We start from the raw sequence: 13,773 nt of genomic DNA, 5'->3' as shown, positions 1-13,773 counted from the left end.
TATGCTCGACGCATCCAGGATGCGGCAGGAAATCATACGGTTGATAGATGAATCACGTGAGCAGGCGTACAAGATAGCCTTCTACTCTGACCCCACGGTCGCCAGCATAATGGAGAAGCTGATCGCTGAATGGGAGCGCAACCAGCAGAAGGGGATACCCCTCGACTACGCGAGTGAAGAGGAGCTTAAGGCAATGTATACGATAGCCGTGAAAATATCTGAGACCCCGCCACACGTGCTCATGGCTAGATACCTCAGGGGCTTAATGTCGACGGGGAGGAAAGAGGGGTGAAGAGCTTTGAGCGAGGACTTGAAGAAGAAGGTTATCGAGGCATTGGAGACAGTGACAGACCCGGAGATAGGGATCGACGTGTACAACCTCGGGTTAATCTACGATATAAGGGTGGTCGATGAAAAGACAGTGAAGATAGCTATGTCCTTGACGACAATGTTTTGCCCGCTCGCCGCCACCCTGCCGTTGATGATAATCGACGTATTGAAAGAGAAACTAGGCGTAGACGCCGACGTAGACATAGTCTATGACCCCCCGTGGACCCCCCTCAGGATGACGGAGAAGGGGAGGCAGATGTTCAAGGAACGCTTCGGCTACGACATAGTCGAGGAGTACGCTAAGAGCACGCAGGAAGCCAGGGAGTGACAGTGGCCTGCAGCCTAAGATACACTTTTTAATTCAAGTCTCACTCTGTGAAATAGTGTTGGAGACAGTGGTGGAGCAACGTGTCTTGGAGTATTCTAACACTGCTCCGGGAGAACCCGGAGCAGTTAAAGGAACATGTGAAAAAGAGATTCATGGATCCAAGCCTGGTGGATGAGGCGTATAGGCTAGACCTCGAGTGGCGCAAGATGCTGTCACAAGTGCAAGAGCTCAGGCACAGGCATAATGTTATAAGCAGGGATATATCCAGGTTACCTGAGCCGGAGAGAAGCCTCAGGATAAATGAGGCGAAGGAACTCCTATCCCAGTTAGAGGAGCTTGAGAAGAAGCTCAGAGAGCTCGAGGAACTCAGGGATGAAGCCCTGCTAAAACTGCCTAACACGGTTCACGAGAGCGTACCTATAGGTCCTGACGACACTTATAATGTACCCATAAGGTTCTGGGGCACTCCAAAGGTGTGGACCGGGCACCTCGAGCAGTTCAAGCAGCAGACAGAGAGGTATGGGTTCAAGGTGGACTACAAGCTGATAGAATGGAGGCCTGTTGGACATGCTGATATGCTCGAGAATGTTCTAAGGCTTGGCGACACCGTTAAAGCCGGGGAGGTGGCTGGAAGCAGGTTCTACTACCTCTTCGATGACATAGTGTTCCTCGACATGGCTCTACTAATGTACGCCATAGACAGCTTGACTAGTAAAGGATACAGGCTGGTTCTACCACCTTACATGCTGCGTCACAAGGTGATGTCGGGCGTGATAGACCTTGCAACATTCAAGGATGCCATTTACAAGATAGAGGGCGAAGACCTCTATCTCATAGCTACAGCGGAGCACTCGCTGGCAGCTCTCCACGCCTTCGAGGAGATACCCGAGGAAGAGTTACCGCTTAAATATGTAGGTGTCTCACCGTGTTTCAGGAAAGAAGCCGGCGCAGGCAACAGGGATCTCAAGGGGATCTTCAGAGTCCACCAGTTCCATAAGGTTGAGCAATACGTTTACGCTAAGCCGGAGGAGAGCTGGAGCCTGATGGAGGAGCTCATTGGGAACGCTGAGGAGCTCTTCAGGGGACTCGAGTTACCCTACAGGATTGTGAACATAGCGAGCGGTGACCTCGGAGCACCGGCCGCTAAGAAGTACGACCTGGAGACATGGATGCCGGCTCAAGGACTCTTCAGGGAGATGGTGAGTTGCAGCAATACCACGGATTGGCAATCCTTCAGGTTGAAGACGAGGCTCATACGTAGAAGAGGAATGATCAAAGAGTATGTTCACACGCTCAACAGTACGGCGATCGCCAGCACTAGGGCTATAACATCGATACTGGAGAATCATCAGAATGAAGATGGCACCGTGACTATTCCGAAGGCTCTGAGGAAATACCTCGAGGTATTCTCTAAGGCGCCCCGGGACTACATCCACCCCGTGAAGAAGGAAACCGAGTAAACCGGTATCGTCTCACCGGGAGCTGTTTTTATAAGTAAAACATAGCCACTACACCGAGTATTCCACCGCCCCCTCCTTTAAAAGGCAATAATCCTCGATGAGGCATACAGGGATGCTGAATGAGCGAATCCGAGGACACTACTAAAGTGATTGTGGAAGTACGCCTCGACTTCAGCGAGGAAAGCGATGAGGCGTTGAGACGGCTCTTCCAGGTCGCCGAGGAGCTCCTCGATAGGAAGGGGATTTGGGTTGAGATAATCCCAGAGCACGTTTGGTTCAATGATCCTCTTGAAGCCGAATCAATGGATCTACCGCAAATATATGTAAATGGCAAGCTAAGGTTCATCGGGAGGGTTCCGTCAATCAGTGAGCTCAAGTCTGCCATAATGGAGAGAGTTGGCATGCCCCCGGTTAAAAACGAGGAGACCAATGTATCGGCGACCAGGCTCTATGACGGTGGTATGAGCGACGCTGTCCTCGCATTTTAAGTTGTTTGCCTCGTGTTTCCCCGGTGCAGCAGGCTCTCCTTCGTTGAAACATATAAAAGGGGGTTAAGCCAAAGAAATAATTGCAGAGCCGCCCACCACCGGGGGAGTAAGACAAGTATACGATATTACGCCGATGTTTTTAAGCAATACATGGTTTACAGCGCGTCAAGTAACACGAGGATCGGAGCAAGTTTAGCATACAGTGCAGACCCTTTGGATGAAGCACTGTGGTTCAGCGATTGTTTAGAGGGTGGTGGGCGGCGATGAGGCATTCCTTTCAATAAGCCACTTGGTTGTCTCGTCATGCGCCTTCTCAACAGCCTTCGTGAAGTCTTCATGACTCAACATGTTCACCAGTAGTGTACCTAGGAAGTAGTCGCCTGCTCCAGTCTTATCGCTTACGAGGGGTGAGTCATCAATATTGATTGATTCAAGGCTACCGTGATCTACGACATGGATTGGCTTCAACCTACCTGTCACAACTACCCTGGTTCCACGTACTATGTTTAAGAGTTTCTCAAGGGCTCTTAATTCATCCCATACACATGTAGCGGCCTTCAACTCGTCTACATCCATGTGTACTACATCGAAGTATCTCAGCAGGTGAAGGGCTCTCGTCGAACACGAGTAGACAACTCTCCCGTTATCTAAGCTCCTCACAAACCCCTGCATGTCACCAGCCAGCAGTTGCGACCTTACCTTTATCATTGCTAGATTAGCCTCAGTGACCTCGTGGAAAACGGGATTCACGATGGATATGCATAATCCCTCATGGATGTTCCACGGGTATAATGGAGGTGCACGCTCCTCGAGGTAGAGCGTTCTTGACGAACCCCTGTAGACGAGCTTGAAGATCGTTGCCGTGGATGAGTATTGGAGCTTGTTGACAGCCTTGTAGACCGGGTGGTTATGTATCTTCGGCGAGTACACGGCGTACACGTTTAAACGGTATCTTCCCTCACGCTGAAAAGGGAGTGAGGAGTAGTAGACGCCGCCTCCATAACCAATCTTCCTTGAGCCGTCCTCGAGGACAATGTAGTCTAGGGTTGGATTACCGTAGATGCAGACATCCTCCATTAGCTACTCCTCTTCTTCCCTAGCCTTACTGGCTATTTTCTCTATCCTCCTATGCCATCCTCTTAAATGATATGTTTTCAAGTGGGAAATGAGGTCGTCCACAGTGAAGAAGAATGAGTTCTCATACTGGTAGGAGGGGGGTTGACTCCCCCCGAGGCACTTGGATACAGCATGTATGCATATGGGGCACGCGATGAGCCCGGTCACCCTGTCTCTGCAAGTGGTAAAGACCATTCCCGCAACACTCACCTTGAATGGCTCCCATTTAGGTTCCCACGTATACGCCATGATGGATCACTTCAGCCGGTTGATCCCTCTTCACCGCTCAGCACTAGCGGGCTTGGCGCCCTTCATCACCCCTCCTAACCCACCTAGCGTGATCCCTGATCAGGTTAAATAATAGTTGTGCCCTACTAAGTTTCCCCTCGACAACATACCTTGGCAACCCGTAGTGGTTGACGAGGAACCTTACTGAAGCCCTCCTCAGGAACTCCAGTTCCCTGGCGACACTCTCCTCGTGCCTAAGGCTCATTGCCCGCACCGTTTAAACGTACCTTGGCTGGATGACACTGTTAGAGTAGTTCTCGAGTGTGAAGCTGTTGGAGTCCAGCCTGACCACGCTGTAGCCTTTCACCGCCTTCAGGAACTCGTCGATAGGCTTAAGCGGGAGGGTCACGCCTGTGATCCAGTAGTGTATTGGCAGTACATTGAGGGGCTTTACCTCTTCAATTATGCTCCACGCTTCTCCAGGCTCAATAGTGAAGGTCCCGCCAACGGGTGTGATCAATAGGTCTACTCCTTTAAGTGCTGAGAGAACGCTGGCGTCAGGTATATCGCCGAGATCCCCGAGGTGTGCTATCCGCTTCCCATCTACCTCCACAATGTACACGGTGTTCTCGCCGCGTCTCTTCCCCTTATACTTGTCGTGGAAAGTGCGGAAGCCACGTATTCTTACATCATCGACCACTGCCTCCCCTCTGAACGACTTAAGCACCCTGGTCTTCCCACTCTTAGAAACCACGTCTACGGCGTTGTGGTCGAAGTGGTCGTGTGTGACCAGGACGAGATCGGCTTTCACTTCAGGCCTCTTAATCCCTATACTATACCCGTCATGGGGATCTATGGTGATGGTGTAGCCGTTGTCCCTTAGAATGGAGACGCAGGCGTGTCCATGCCACGATACCCTTACCATGTCTTCCACCAAGTATGCATATTTACCTTGCCATGTTTTTATCCCTGACTAGGGCGTGGCCTCGATGACGGGTTTACTCGCAGTGCTACTGATAGTGTTGCCGCAAGCATGGTTCTACGCTACATACACGGTACTAGTATTGAAGGCTACTGGTTGCAGGATGCAGACCCACCTCTCCGGCAGAGCCCGTGGCGTATCCTTTATCATCCCGGTTAGGCGGGAGCCCATTGAGTACCTTGAGAGGGCTGTGAACTACATCCATGGATTAGGCGTTGAAGACTACGAGATAATAGTTGTCTCCGATGACGATGAGGATGTTGGAGAAGTGTTGTTCGAGAGGCTTGTTGAGTGGAGGAGGAAGGGGGTGAACGTGTGGCTCGTGCGGAGAAGTATCCCCGAAGGATATCGTACAGGCGCTGTAAACACGGGGCTCTGGCTCTCCAGGGGTGACTATGTGTACGTAGTTGACGTTGACGCAATGCTTGATAAATGTCTCCTGGAGAAGGCTATAGGCGTTCTCGAGGCGAATGGGAATGTAGCAGCCGTGGTCGGTAGATGGGAGCCGTTGAACCTCGACACCAGGCTAAGCGAGGCCCTCGGATACTCCATGAAGTTCATAATTGACGCCATATACCGTGGTAGAAGCTGCATGGGGTTAAGCGTGTTCCCTCTTGGCACGGGAACCTTGTTCAGAGCCCGGGTTCTCAAAGGGATCCTGAAAGGATGGGATCAAGAGAGGATACAGGACGACATGGAGATAGGGGCCAGGATGATGTATCACGGCCTCGGGGTAAAGTACATAGATGAGTGCGCTGTCTACGTGGAGAACCCGTCAACCTATAGGGCGCTACGTATCCAGCAGTCTAGATGGGCATACGGTGCCACAGATGTGCTTGTCACAAGGCTCAGCCACATACTGCGCTCCAAGCAGGGCTTCCTGGGTAAGATGGAGGCATTGGCATTTCTCTCCCAGTACATAGTGCCTTCACTAGTGTTCCTCGGGAGTCTAGTTCTAGCGGTTCAAGTGGTGGTGAGACCCGTGGACGTGCTGTGGGAGTATGCATACCTCCTATTACTACTACTGGCTTCGCAAGCCATCTTTGGAAGACACTACTACAGGAAGCTAAAGGAGTACTCGGGCTCCGGCTTAAAGGCGCTTATCAACATGGGGAGGAGTGCAGCAGTTACCACAGCCCTCTCACCCTATTACTTCTCCTCAGTTGTAAAAGCCCTTGTAAGAGTGAGGATGCAGTATGCAAGGACACCTAAGGGGATTCATCAATCAGCGTCCGGGAGACTCCGAGCACCATGGGAGCTAGTCTTCGCCGCTTTCTTCACGGCAACCGGGCTACTCGGCCTGACCCGTGGAGCAGTGGTGACAGGGCTCTGGCTGCTATCCAACGCTCTCGCATACAGCTACGTGATTTACAGGTGGCCCAGGGACGTCTTCTTCAAGTAGGGGCAGGCGGTATGTGATTAAATCGGTTTAAGTACATCAGTGTCTCAGTGGGTGGGGGCAACGCCTATAGTTACAGCGCTAGAGGACTTCACGGATGAAGAGGTTCTAGGAGGTCTCAGACCATACGTGAGGGAATGGTTCGTAAAGAAGTACGGAGGGCTAACACCAGTCCAGAGAAGGACAATACCTCTTGTCAAGCAGGGTTGCAACGTGCTTGTCTCAAGCCCAACGGGAACCGGGAAGACCCTGGCAGTCTTCCTGGGGATAATAGACGACATTTATAGACAATACGAGGAAACAGGGAGGATGCCGGACGGCGTCTACGTGGTTTATGTAAGCCCCCTCAGGGCGCTCAACAACGATATGAGGAAGAACCTCCTGGAGCCGGTTGAAGGCATAGTTGAAGAAGCGAGGAGCATGGGGCTGGAGCTTCCAAGGATAAAGGTAGCTGTAAGAACCAGTGACAGCACTCCGAGCGAGAAGCAGCGTATGAACAGGGATCCCCCGCACATCCTTATAACGACGCCGGAGAGCCTGGCTATAGCTTTGAATGCTCCGAGGTTCAGGGAGAGGTTGGCTAATGCCAGGATACTCATTGTCGACGAGGTTCACGAGCTTGCATCAAGCAAGAGGGGAAGCCACTTGGCCGTGAGCGTTGAGAGGCTTGAACACCTCGCTGGGAGACGGTTGCAGAGAATCGGGTTAAGCGCTACTATAGCGCCATTAGAGGATGTAGCCCTCTTCCTGGTAGGCTACAATGACGATGGCTCGCCCAGGGATTGTAAAATAGTTGACGCTAGGTTCGATAAGAAAATGGATATAAGGGTTGTCTCCCCGGTTAAAGACCTCATATATTCATCTGCCGAGGAGATCAATGAAGCAATATACGATGAGCTTAGAAGGATAATCAAGAGGCATCGTACAACACTCATATTCACGAACACCAGGAGTTCCACCGAGAGAGTAGTCTTCAAGCTCAGGAAGATCTTCGAGAAGGAGGGCGTGATCGACATAGATGACATAGAGGCGCATCACAGTAGCCTGAGTAGGGATGTAAGGATAGAAATAGAGAACAAGTTGAAGAACGGCGAGCTGAGAGCCATAGTTAGCTCTACATCGCTTGAGCTTGGAATAGACATAGGGTACATAGATGTAGTTGTATTGCTGAGCTCCCCTAAGAGTGTTACAAGGCTTCTCCAGAGAGTAGGGAGGGCTGGACACCATATCAGGGAGACAAGCAAGGGGAGAGTCATAGTGGTCGACCGCGATGACCTCCTCGAGTGCACAGTGCTCGCCAAGCTCGCCCTCCAGAGGAAGATCGATAGGATAAGGATACCGCGTAACCCTCTCGATGTTCTCGCACAGCATATCGTGGGGCTTGCACTGGAGAAGAAGTGGAGGATAGAGGACGCCTATAGGTTGGTTAGGAGGACATATACTTTCCATGAGTTAAGCTACAGCGACTTCCTCTCAGTGCTCAGATACCTAGCTGGGCAGCTAGGCGACTTCTACGAGTATCAGAAAGTGTACTCTAAGATATGGCTTGACGAGAATGAGGGAGTATTCGGGAGGAAGAAGACGACTAGGATGATATACTATCAGAACATAGGCGTGATACCAGACGAGAGCAAGGCACACGTCTTCACGGTTGACAACCGTTACGTCGGAGATCTCGAAGAAGCCTTCGTCGAGTACCTTGCACCAGGCGATCTCTTCGTGTTAGGAGGCAGGGTTTACGAGTACCTGCAAAGCAAGGGCTTCAAGGTGATAGTGAGGCAGGCGGATGGACAGAGGCCAACGGTCCCCTCATGGTTCAGTGAAATGCTTCCGCTAGCATACGATTCAGCGAGGGAGGTTGGGCGTTTCAGGAGGCTCATATCCGAGATGCTTGATGAGAAGGGGAGGGAGCGCACAGTGGAGTACCTTGTTAAAGAATACAGGTTGCAGAGGCATGCGGCTGAAACAATATGCGACTACATCATGGAGCAGAAGCTCTATGCAAAGGGCCTCGTGCCATCAGACGAGCTGATACTAATAGAAATATATGATGAGCCGACTAGGAGGAACATAATAGTTCACTCGATCTTCGGCCGTAAAGCCAACGATGCGTTAGCAAGGCTTTACGCCTACATAGTGGGGCAGAGACTCGGAGTAAACGTTAAGCTAACCGTGACGGACAACGGGTTTATGCTCACGGTGCCCGGCCATCCCCGTGGGGAGTGGCTTGAATGGTTTAGAACCATACCGGTGGAGAAGGCATGGGAGATACTTGAGAAAGTAGTGAGGAGGACTGATCTACTTAAGAGGAGATTCAGGCACACGGCTGTCAGAAGCTTCATGTTGCTAAGGAGGTATAGGGATACTGAGAAAAGCATCAACAAGCTCCAGGTCAACGCTGAAGAGTTATTGAAGGCTGTTGAGGAAATACCTGGGTTCCCAGTTCTAAAGGAGACCTATAGGGAGATACTAATGGACTACATGCACATAGATGAGGCGGTGGAAGTACTCGAAAAGGTGAGGAGCGGCGAGATAAAGGTGGCTTTAATGGGTCCCGTTGATGTACCGAGCCCATTTGCACACAGCATAGTCGTACATGGCTATAGCGATGTAGTCTTGATGGAGGACATGAGGAAGCTACTTGCAAGACTGCATGAACTCGTCAAACAGAGGCTCGGTGAGGGAAGCCAGCTCTCTGAGCAAGCATAGTTGCCTGCCCACTGGATGCTTGTTTCACCTGACCTCCTCCCCGCCCTGGAAGGGTGAGGGTTTCCCTGTTAAGTTGCGATGTATCATTAAAGCCTATGGTTACAGCTGAAAGCTCTGTCTCTTAAGGCGGGGTTGAAGGGTTTAGGTGTGGCGTGAGGGGCTCCTAACCCCTGAGTGTTGCATTCAGGGTTAGCCCTGAGCCCACGGGGCATCCCCGCCCCGTAGATGACGGGTGTAAACCCGGGGAGATGCAGGGGAATCAGTGAACCCCTAAACGGGGAAACCTTTTTAGGGCTGGGAGTGAGGTCAGAGTATCGCATGGTGTCTCTATGAGAATAGCTGTACTTGGTTCTGGTAGGATTGGCACCGCTGTTGTAAAGTCGCTTATATCTTGTGGTTATAGTGATATTGTAGCTACTGGTAGGAGAGATGAGACTTTAAGTAACGCTAAGTCTCTGGGTGCACATGTAACTAGAGACAATGATCTAGCCGTTAAATCTAGCGATGTCATCTTCGTAACTGTTAAACCATACCACTTCCCAGCACTAGCTAAGCAGGTCAATAGAAGTAGCTGGGTTGGTAAAATAATCGTATCCTTTATGGCCGGTGTAAGGATCAATACTATTAAGCTAATTGTAGGCAATAGCCATGTATACAGGGCCATGCCGAATATGAATGCTCTTGTAGGCTTGTCATCTACAGCTGTAGCGGTTGACCAAGAGTATGATAGTAAAGGGCTAGTTGAAAAGCTATTGAAGTGTATGGGTAGGGTTTACTGGGTTCCCGAAGAATTATTAGATGCTTGGACAGCTCTAGCTGGCAGTGGACCCGCTTTTATTGCTGAAATAGTTGACGCGTTAGTAATGAGTGGTGTTCTAGTAGGCTTGCCAAGAGACCTAGCTTGTGATGCTGTATTAGATGTATTAGAAGGCACTGCGAGATTCCTTAGGAATAACGATATCCACCCAGCTATATTGAGAGATGAGGTCACTACACCTGCAGGCACGACCATAAGGGGTTTGATCACCATGGAGTCTGAAGGCGTTAAAGCAGCATTAATGAAAACTATTGAAGCATCATACAAGAGGTCTATGGAGATCGGTAGGGAAATAGATGATAATGTTAGAAGAGAGCTGGGTTTATAGGATTACAACCGAGAGCATCGCCTTTCAGGGCGGGAGGATGTCAGCTTGAAGCAATGCCTTTCTGACCTCCTCTCCGCCCTAAAAGGGGGTTTCCCTTAGGGCGGTTCACGGGTTCCCCGCATTTGTTCGGGTTTACATCTGTCATCTGCGGGGCAGTCGGGGTGGTCAGAGATCCCCCATCTGGTTATCTCTGCTCGGGAACAACCCCTCGTTCACGAAGGGTTGCAGCCCCCTCACCGCTAAATACCTCTCCTCATCACCATTACCCATATATAAAAACAAGCCTATAAACCTTCATCCCCGCCTTGAAAGACGAGGCTTTCGGTTGTAAGGCGTAAGCGGTTCTTCAAACCGCTATTAAACCTGGAAGGGCTTCAACTTATATTCATGGTGGATCCTTTCCTGATATAGGGGTTTGAGATGAGCCTAGAGATCAGAGGTCTCTCTGTTACTGTAGGGGATAGGTTGGTGCTCAGGGATGTATCCCTTACTGTTCAACATGGGGAGTTGCACGTAGTAATGGGTCCCAATGGCAGCGGTAAATCAACGCTCCTAGCATCAATAATGGGCTTACCATACTTGAAGGTGGTTTCCGGGAAAATATACTTTGGAGGACGCGACATCACTGATTTACCCCCCTATGAGAGGGCGAGGCTTGGGATAGCCCTGGCCCATCAGAATCCTCCAGAGGTGAAGGGCGTTAAGCTGAGGGATGTAGCTAGATTCATGTTGGAGAAGTATAGGTGCGAGGACTCAGCTATGTTTTCGAAACTCCTCAGGGTAGATCCCTTACTCGAGAGGGATCTCTTCCTCGGGTTCAGTGGTGGCGAGAAGAAGAGGGCTGAACTCTTCCTTTCACTCTTGCAGTCGCCGAAGCTAGCCATGCTTGATGAACCAGATAGCGGTGTCGACATCGAGAGCGCTGACAGCATAGCGCACGTGATAGACCTGTTGACGCGTAAGGGTAGCTCAGTGATACTGGTGACACATACGGGTCTAATAACGAATAAATTGAGCAGGATAGACCGGGTCCACATCCTGATGGAGGGGAGGATTGTTCACAGCGGCTCCCCTGACGAGGTGCTTCCAGTGGTATTCAAGCTGGGCTACAGGAGGGGAGTAGAGGCTCTTAGGGGTGGTGGGATTGGGTGAGCGTAACACTAGTAGAGTGAGGGAGGCATTGCTTAAGCCCGCCCCGTTCGGACCCGATGTAGATTTAGATGCTTATACAGCTGAACCGGTCAGCGTGGGTGAGGTTAGCGGCGAAAGCGGGATTCCGGCTGAGGCCAGGGGTGCCGGCGAGAGATTCGGCATGAATGTTGAGGCAGCTTCATATATTCAGCTCGATGAGACAGCCCTCTACAGGTTAATGGAGAGGGTGCTGGGTAAGTACGGTGTTAAGATAATGCCTACAAGGCTCGCATTGGAGAAGACTGACGTTGGGAGGAGCCTTGCATGGAGGCTTGTGGATCCAGCTACCGATAAGTACACGGCATCCACGTATCTTCGAGGCGGCGAGCTCGGATACTTCATCTATGTACCGAGGGGCGTCAGGGTTCCGGTTCCAATATATACCTGCCTCGCTATAACAGGTGACCGCAGGATACAGTATGCGCATAACATAGTGTTCGTTGATGAGGGTGCCGAGGCACACGTGGTGACTGGTTGCGCGGTGCCCCACGGCGTCAGGGAAGGAGTGCACATAGGTGTCTCAGAGTTCTATGTGTCACGGAATGCAAGGCTAACCTTCACAATGATGCATGCATGGGCGGATGGAATGCACGTGAGGCCTAGGACAGCTGTGAGGGTTGAGGAAGGGGCTGAATACGTTAGCTACTACATAATCTACAGCCCTGTCGCAAGCCTGCAAACATATCCGAGAACAGAGCTCTCAGCAGGTGGAAAAGCCTACCTAGCATCAATAGTGGCTGGTAGCGGGCGAGGCATATATGATCAGGGGTCAGCAGCCGTGCTAGCCGGTAAAGGTAGTTCAGCGGAGGTGGTGTCCCGTGTAGTGGCAAGCGACCATGCTGAAGTCTACGCTAGGAGCAGTATCGACGCGTATGATGCAGAGACACGCGGCCACATAGAGTGCCTTGGACTATTGTTATCGGGGAAAGCCATGGTGTCATCAATACCGGTTATCACATCGAGGAAACCGGGTGCCCTCCTAAGCCATGAAGCAGCCATAGGCATGATAGCTGAGAAAGAGATACAGTACCTTATGAGCAAAGGGTTCACAGAGGACGAGGCGAAATCGGTGCTTGTAAGGGGCTTCATGAGCATCGAGGTGCCCGGCATACCGCTTGCCGTGAAAAGAGAGGTGGAGAAACTACTCGACAGGATAACCAGGAACGCCGTGGGCTGACACCAGGGTTGACCTCCCCCGTCCTAAGGGTGGAGGCTTTCAACGGTAACCGAATGCTACCACCATGTATCCTTCAACCCGAGCAAGTATGCCAAGCTGTTCGTGGCCACATGCAGTATGAGTATTAGGAGGAGTGTTAACGCAACGAAATCCATGCGGCCTACTACATCTTCAACACGTAGTGCGATGTAGAGGATTGTTGTCGCCAACGCGAAGTTCAATTGATCCACTATAGGCAAGGGTTTTCCAGGCGCTATGCCCAGCCTGCGCTTTATAAACGCCCCAGCTAGGTCTCCGAGCATGCTGGAGACCCCTGCTGCAAGAGAGAGCACTTGTATCCAGGGGTCCCTGAGGACGACTCCGATGGCTGAGCCGGTTATGAACGCGTTCACAACCCCTATTGTAAACCCTTCCCATGTCTTATGGTTGCCGAAAACCGGCCTCCCATCGATGAAGAGGCGCCCCCTATCTATAGCTATCCTCCCCTTGACCAATACAGGGGATGCATTGGCAACCATAGCGGGGAGATAATACTTGATCAACCAGACAACGTACGAGGCTACATCCATTCAATCCCACTCTCCGTTATCCTGAATGGGAAGACTCTTCCTTCATCTGCCTCAGGGGGCTTAACTATTCTCGCGTATCTCCCATCCCCTCCTATCGAGAGGCTTACCACGACATCGAAGTAGTAATCGAGCACCGGCTCCCCCACAGGCTTATCTTCTCCTTCACCAGCCCTCACCTGTGCAGACGCGAAGAGCTTCCCCGAGTTGTTCTCCACGGTTTTTCTCAGTGATGCAACTATATAGGCAAGCCTGGATAAAGAGTTCTCGCCCAAGGGCTCTAGCCTGAAGAGAGAGTTCAAGCTATCTATAAAGACTGCTTCGAATCCATGCAGATATATAAATGTTGCAAGGTCGACGAGCCTTCCGAAGTCATATATCTCCGTGAAGAGTACTCCACGATACCTCTCCGGGTCCCGGGCAACCCTCTCATAGTGGAGGGTCTCCTCGGTTGACACGTACAGGCATACCCGGTTTCTACAGTAGTTGCCTGCTATGGTCATCAGCATAGTTGTCTTCCCTGATCCCGCTACACCGTAAAATAGCGTGGTGCTGCTGGACTCTATTAGCGAGTCTATTGTTTGATGCCCTGTGTAGAGCCCTATAAAAATCACCCGTGAGATATATCCATGGTGATGTGATTATTACACGGTG

General features: G+C 51.2%; 15 protein-coding genes. 9 read left to right on the top strand and 6 right to left on the bottom strand.

Features of this window, described 5'->3' with window-relative positions:
- Position 1: 1 nt before the first annotated feature.
- From DESMU_RS03620 to DESMU_RS03605, 4 genes are all read left to right on the top strand, one after another.
- Positions 2-292 carry a hypothetical protein gene (locus tag DESMU_RS03620; protein WP_013562242.1) on the top strand — a complete coding sequence of 97 codons (291 nt, stop codon included), beginning with the start codon at positions 2-4 and terminating at the stop codon, positions 290-292.
- A gap of 6 nt (positions 293-298) precedes the next feature.
- On the top strand, positions 299-658 hold the full coding sequence (locus DESMU_RS03615) for a metal-sulfur cluster assembly factor (protein WP_013562241.1): 360 nt from the start codon (positions 299-301) through the stop codon (positions 656-658).
- A gap of 80 nt (positions 659-738) precedes the next feature.
- Positions 739-2,118, top strand: coding sequence for a serine--tRNA ligase (gene serS / locus DESMU_RS03610; RefSeq protein WP_013562240.1), 1,380 nt, complete (start codon positions 739-741; stop codon positions 2,116-2,118).
- A gap of 119 nt (positions 2,119-2,237) precedes the next feature.
- A complete protein-coding gene (locus DESMU_RS03605; RefSeq protein ID WP_013562239.1) occupies positions 2,238-2,606 on the top strand; it encodes a thioredoxin family protein in 369 nt (122 codons plus the stop codon).
- Between the two features lie 243 nt (positions 2,607-2,849).
- On the opposite strand, the gene DESMU_RS03600 is transcribed toward DESMU_RS03605, so the two are convergent.
- The 4 genes from DESMU_RS03600 to DESMU_RS03585 are packed head-to-tail and all read right to left on the bottom strand — an operon-like array spanning position 2,850 to position 4,875.
- Positions 2,850-3,683 carry a carbohydrate kinase family protein gene (locus DESMU_RS03600; protein ID WP_013562238.1) on the bottom strand — a complete coding sequence of 278 codons (834 nt, stop codon included), beginning with the start codon at positions 3,681-3,683 and terminating at the stop codon, positions 2,850-2,852.
- A gap of 3 nt (positions 3,684-3,686) precedes the next feature.
- Positions 3,687-3,971 (bottom strand): hypothetical protein, encoded by a 285-nt coding sequence (locus tag DESMU_RS03595; RefSeq protein ID WP_013562237.1) that lies wholly within the window; start codon positions 3,969-3,971, stop codon positions 3,687-3,689.
- A 43-nt stretch (positions 3,972-4,014) separates the two neighbouring features.
- Complete coding sequence (locus DESMU_RS03590) at positions 4,015-4,215, bottom strand: hypothetical protein (RefSeq protein WP_013562236.1); 201 nt, start codon at positions 4,213-4,215, stop codon at positions 4,015-4,017.
- 12 nt (positions 4,216-4,227) lie between these two features.
- The gene (locus DESMU_RS03585) at positions 4,228-4,875 is read right to left on the bottom strand and encodes an MBL fold metallo-hydrolase (RefSeq protein WP_013562235.1); all 648 of its coding nucleotides are present in this window, start codon (positions 4,873-4,875) and stop codon (positions 4,228-4,230) included.
- Between the two features lie 64 nt (positions 4,876-4,939).
- On the opposite strand from DESMU_RS03585, the gene DESMU_RS03580 reads away from it, so the two are divergent.
- The 5 genes from DESMU_RS03580 to DESMU_RS03560 all read left to right on the top strand — a co-directional run bounded on the left by DESMU_RS03580 (position 4,940) and on the right by DESMU_RS03560 (position 12,553).
- Positions 4,940-6,334, top strand: a complete 1,395-nt coding sequence (locus DESMU_RS03580; protein ID WP_013562234.1) for a glycosyltransferase family 2 protein — start codon at positions 4,940-4,942, stop codon at positions 6,332-6,334.
- A 51-nt stretch (positions 6,335-6,385) separates the two neighbouring features.
- Complete coding sequence (locus DESMU_RS03575; protein WP_013562233.1) at positions 6,386-9,040, top strand: ATP-dependent helicase; 2,655 nt, start codon at positions 6,386-6,388, stop codon at positions 9,038-9,040.
- Between the two features lie 329 nt (positions 9,041-9,369).
- Entirely contained in the window at positions 9,370-10,185 is an 816-nt protein-coding gene (proC, locus tag DESMU_RS03570; protein WP_013562232.1) for a pyrroline-5-carboxylate reductase, read from the top strand.
- 420 nt (positions 10,186-10,605) lie between these two features.
- Positions 10,606-11,337: an ABC transporter ATP-binding protein gene (locus tag DESMU_RS03565; RefSeq protein WP_013562230.1), complete on the top strand. Its 732-nt coding sequence runs from the start codon at positions 10,606-10,608 to the stop codon at positions 11,335-11,337.
- Positions 11,330-12,553, top strand: coding sequence for a SufB/SufD family protein (locus tag DESMU_RS03560; RefSeq protein WP_013562229.1), 1,224 nt, complete (start codon positions 11,330-11,332; stop codon positions 12,551-12,553). The genes DESMU_RS03565 and DESMU_RS03560 overlap by 8 nt, the downstream gene beginning before the upstream one ends.
- Positions 12,554-12,609: 56 nt before the next feature.
- Here the strand turns inward: DESMU_RS03560 and DESMU_RS03555 are convergent, their stop codons facing one another.
- A complete protein-coding gene (locus DESMU_RS03555) occupies positions 12,610-13,122 on the bottom strand; it encodes a CDP-2,3-bis-(O-geranylgeranyl)-sn-glycerol synthase (RefSeq protein ID WP_013562228.1) in 513 nt (170 codons plus the stop codon).
- A complete protein-coding gene (locus DESMU_RS03550; protein ID WP_013562227.1) occupies positions 13,113-13,733 on the bottom strand; it encodes an ATPase AAA in 621 nt (206 codons plus the stop codon). Before DESMU_RS03550 ends, DESMU_RS03555 begins: the two co-directional genes overlap by 10 nt.
- Between the last annotated feature and the right edge of the window lie 40 nt (positions 13,734-13,773).

It is taken from the genome of Desulfurococcus mucosus DSM 2162, assembly GCF_000186365.1.
GTDB classification, from domain to species: Archaea; Thermoproteota; Thermoprotei_A; order Sulfolobales; family Desulfurococcaceae; genus Desulfurococcus; species Desulfurococcus mucosus.
This window is presented reverse-complemented; position numbering and strand designations above follow the sequence as displayed.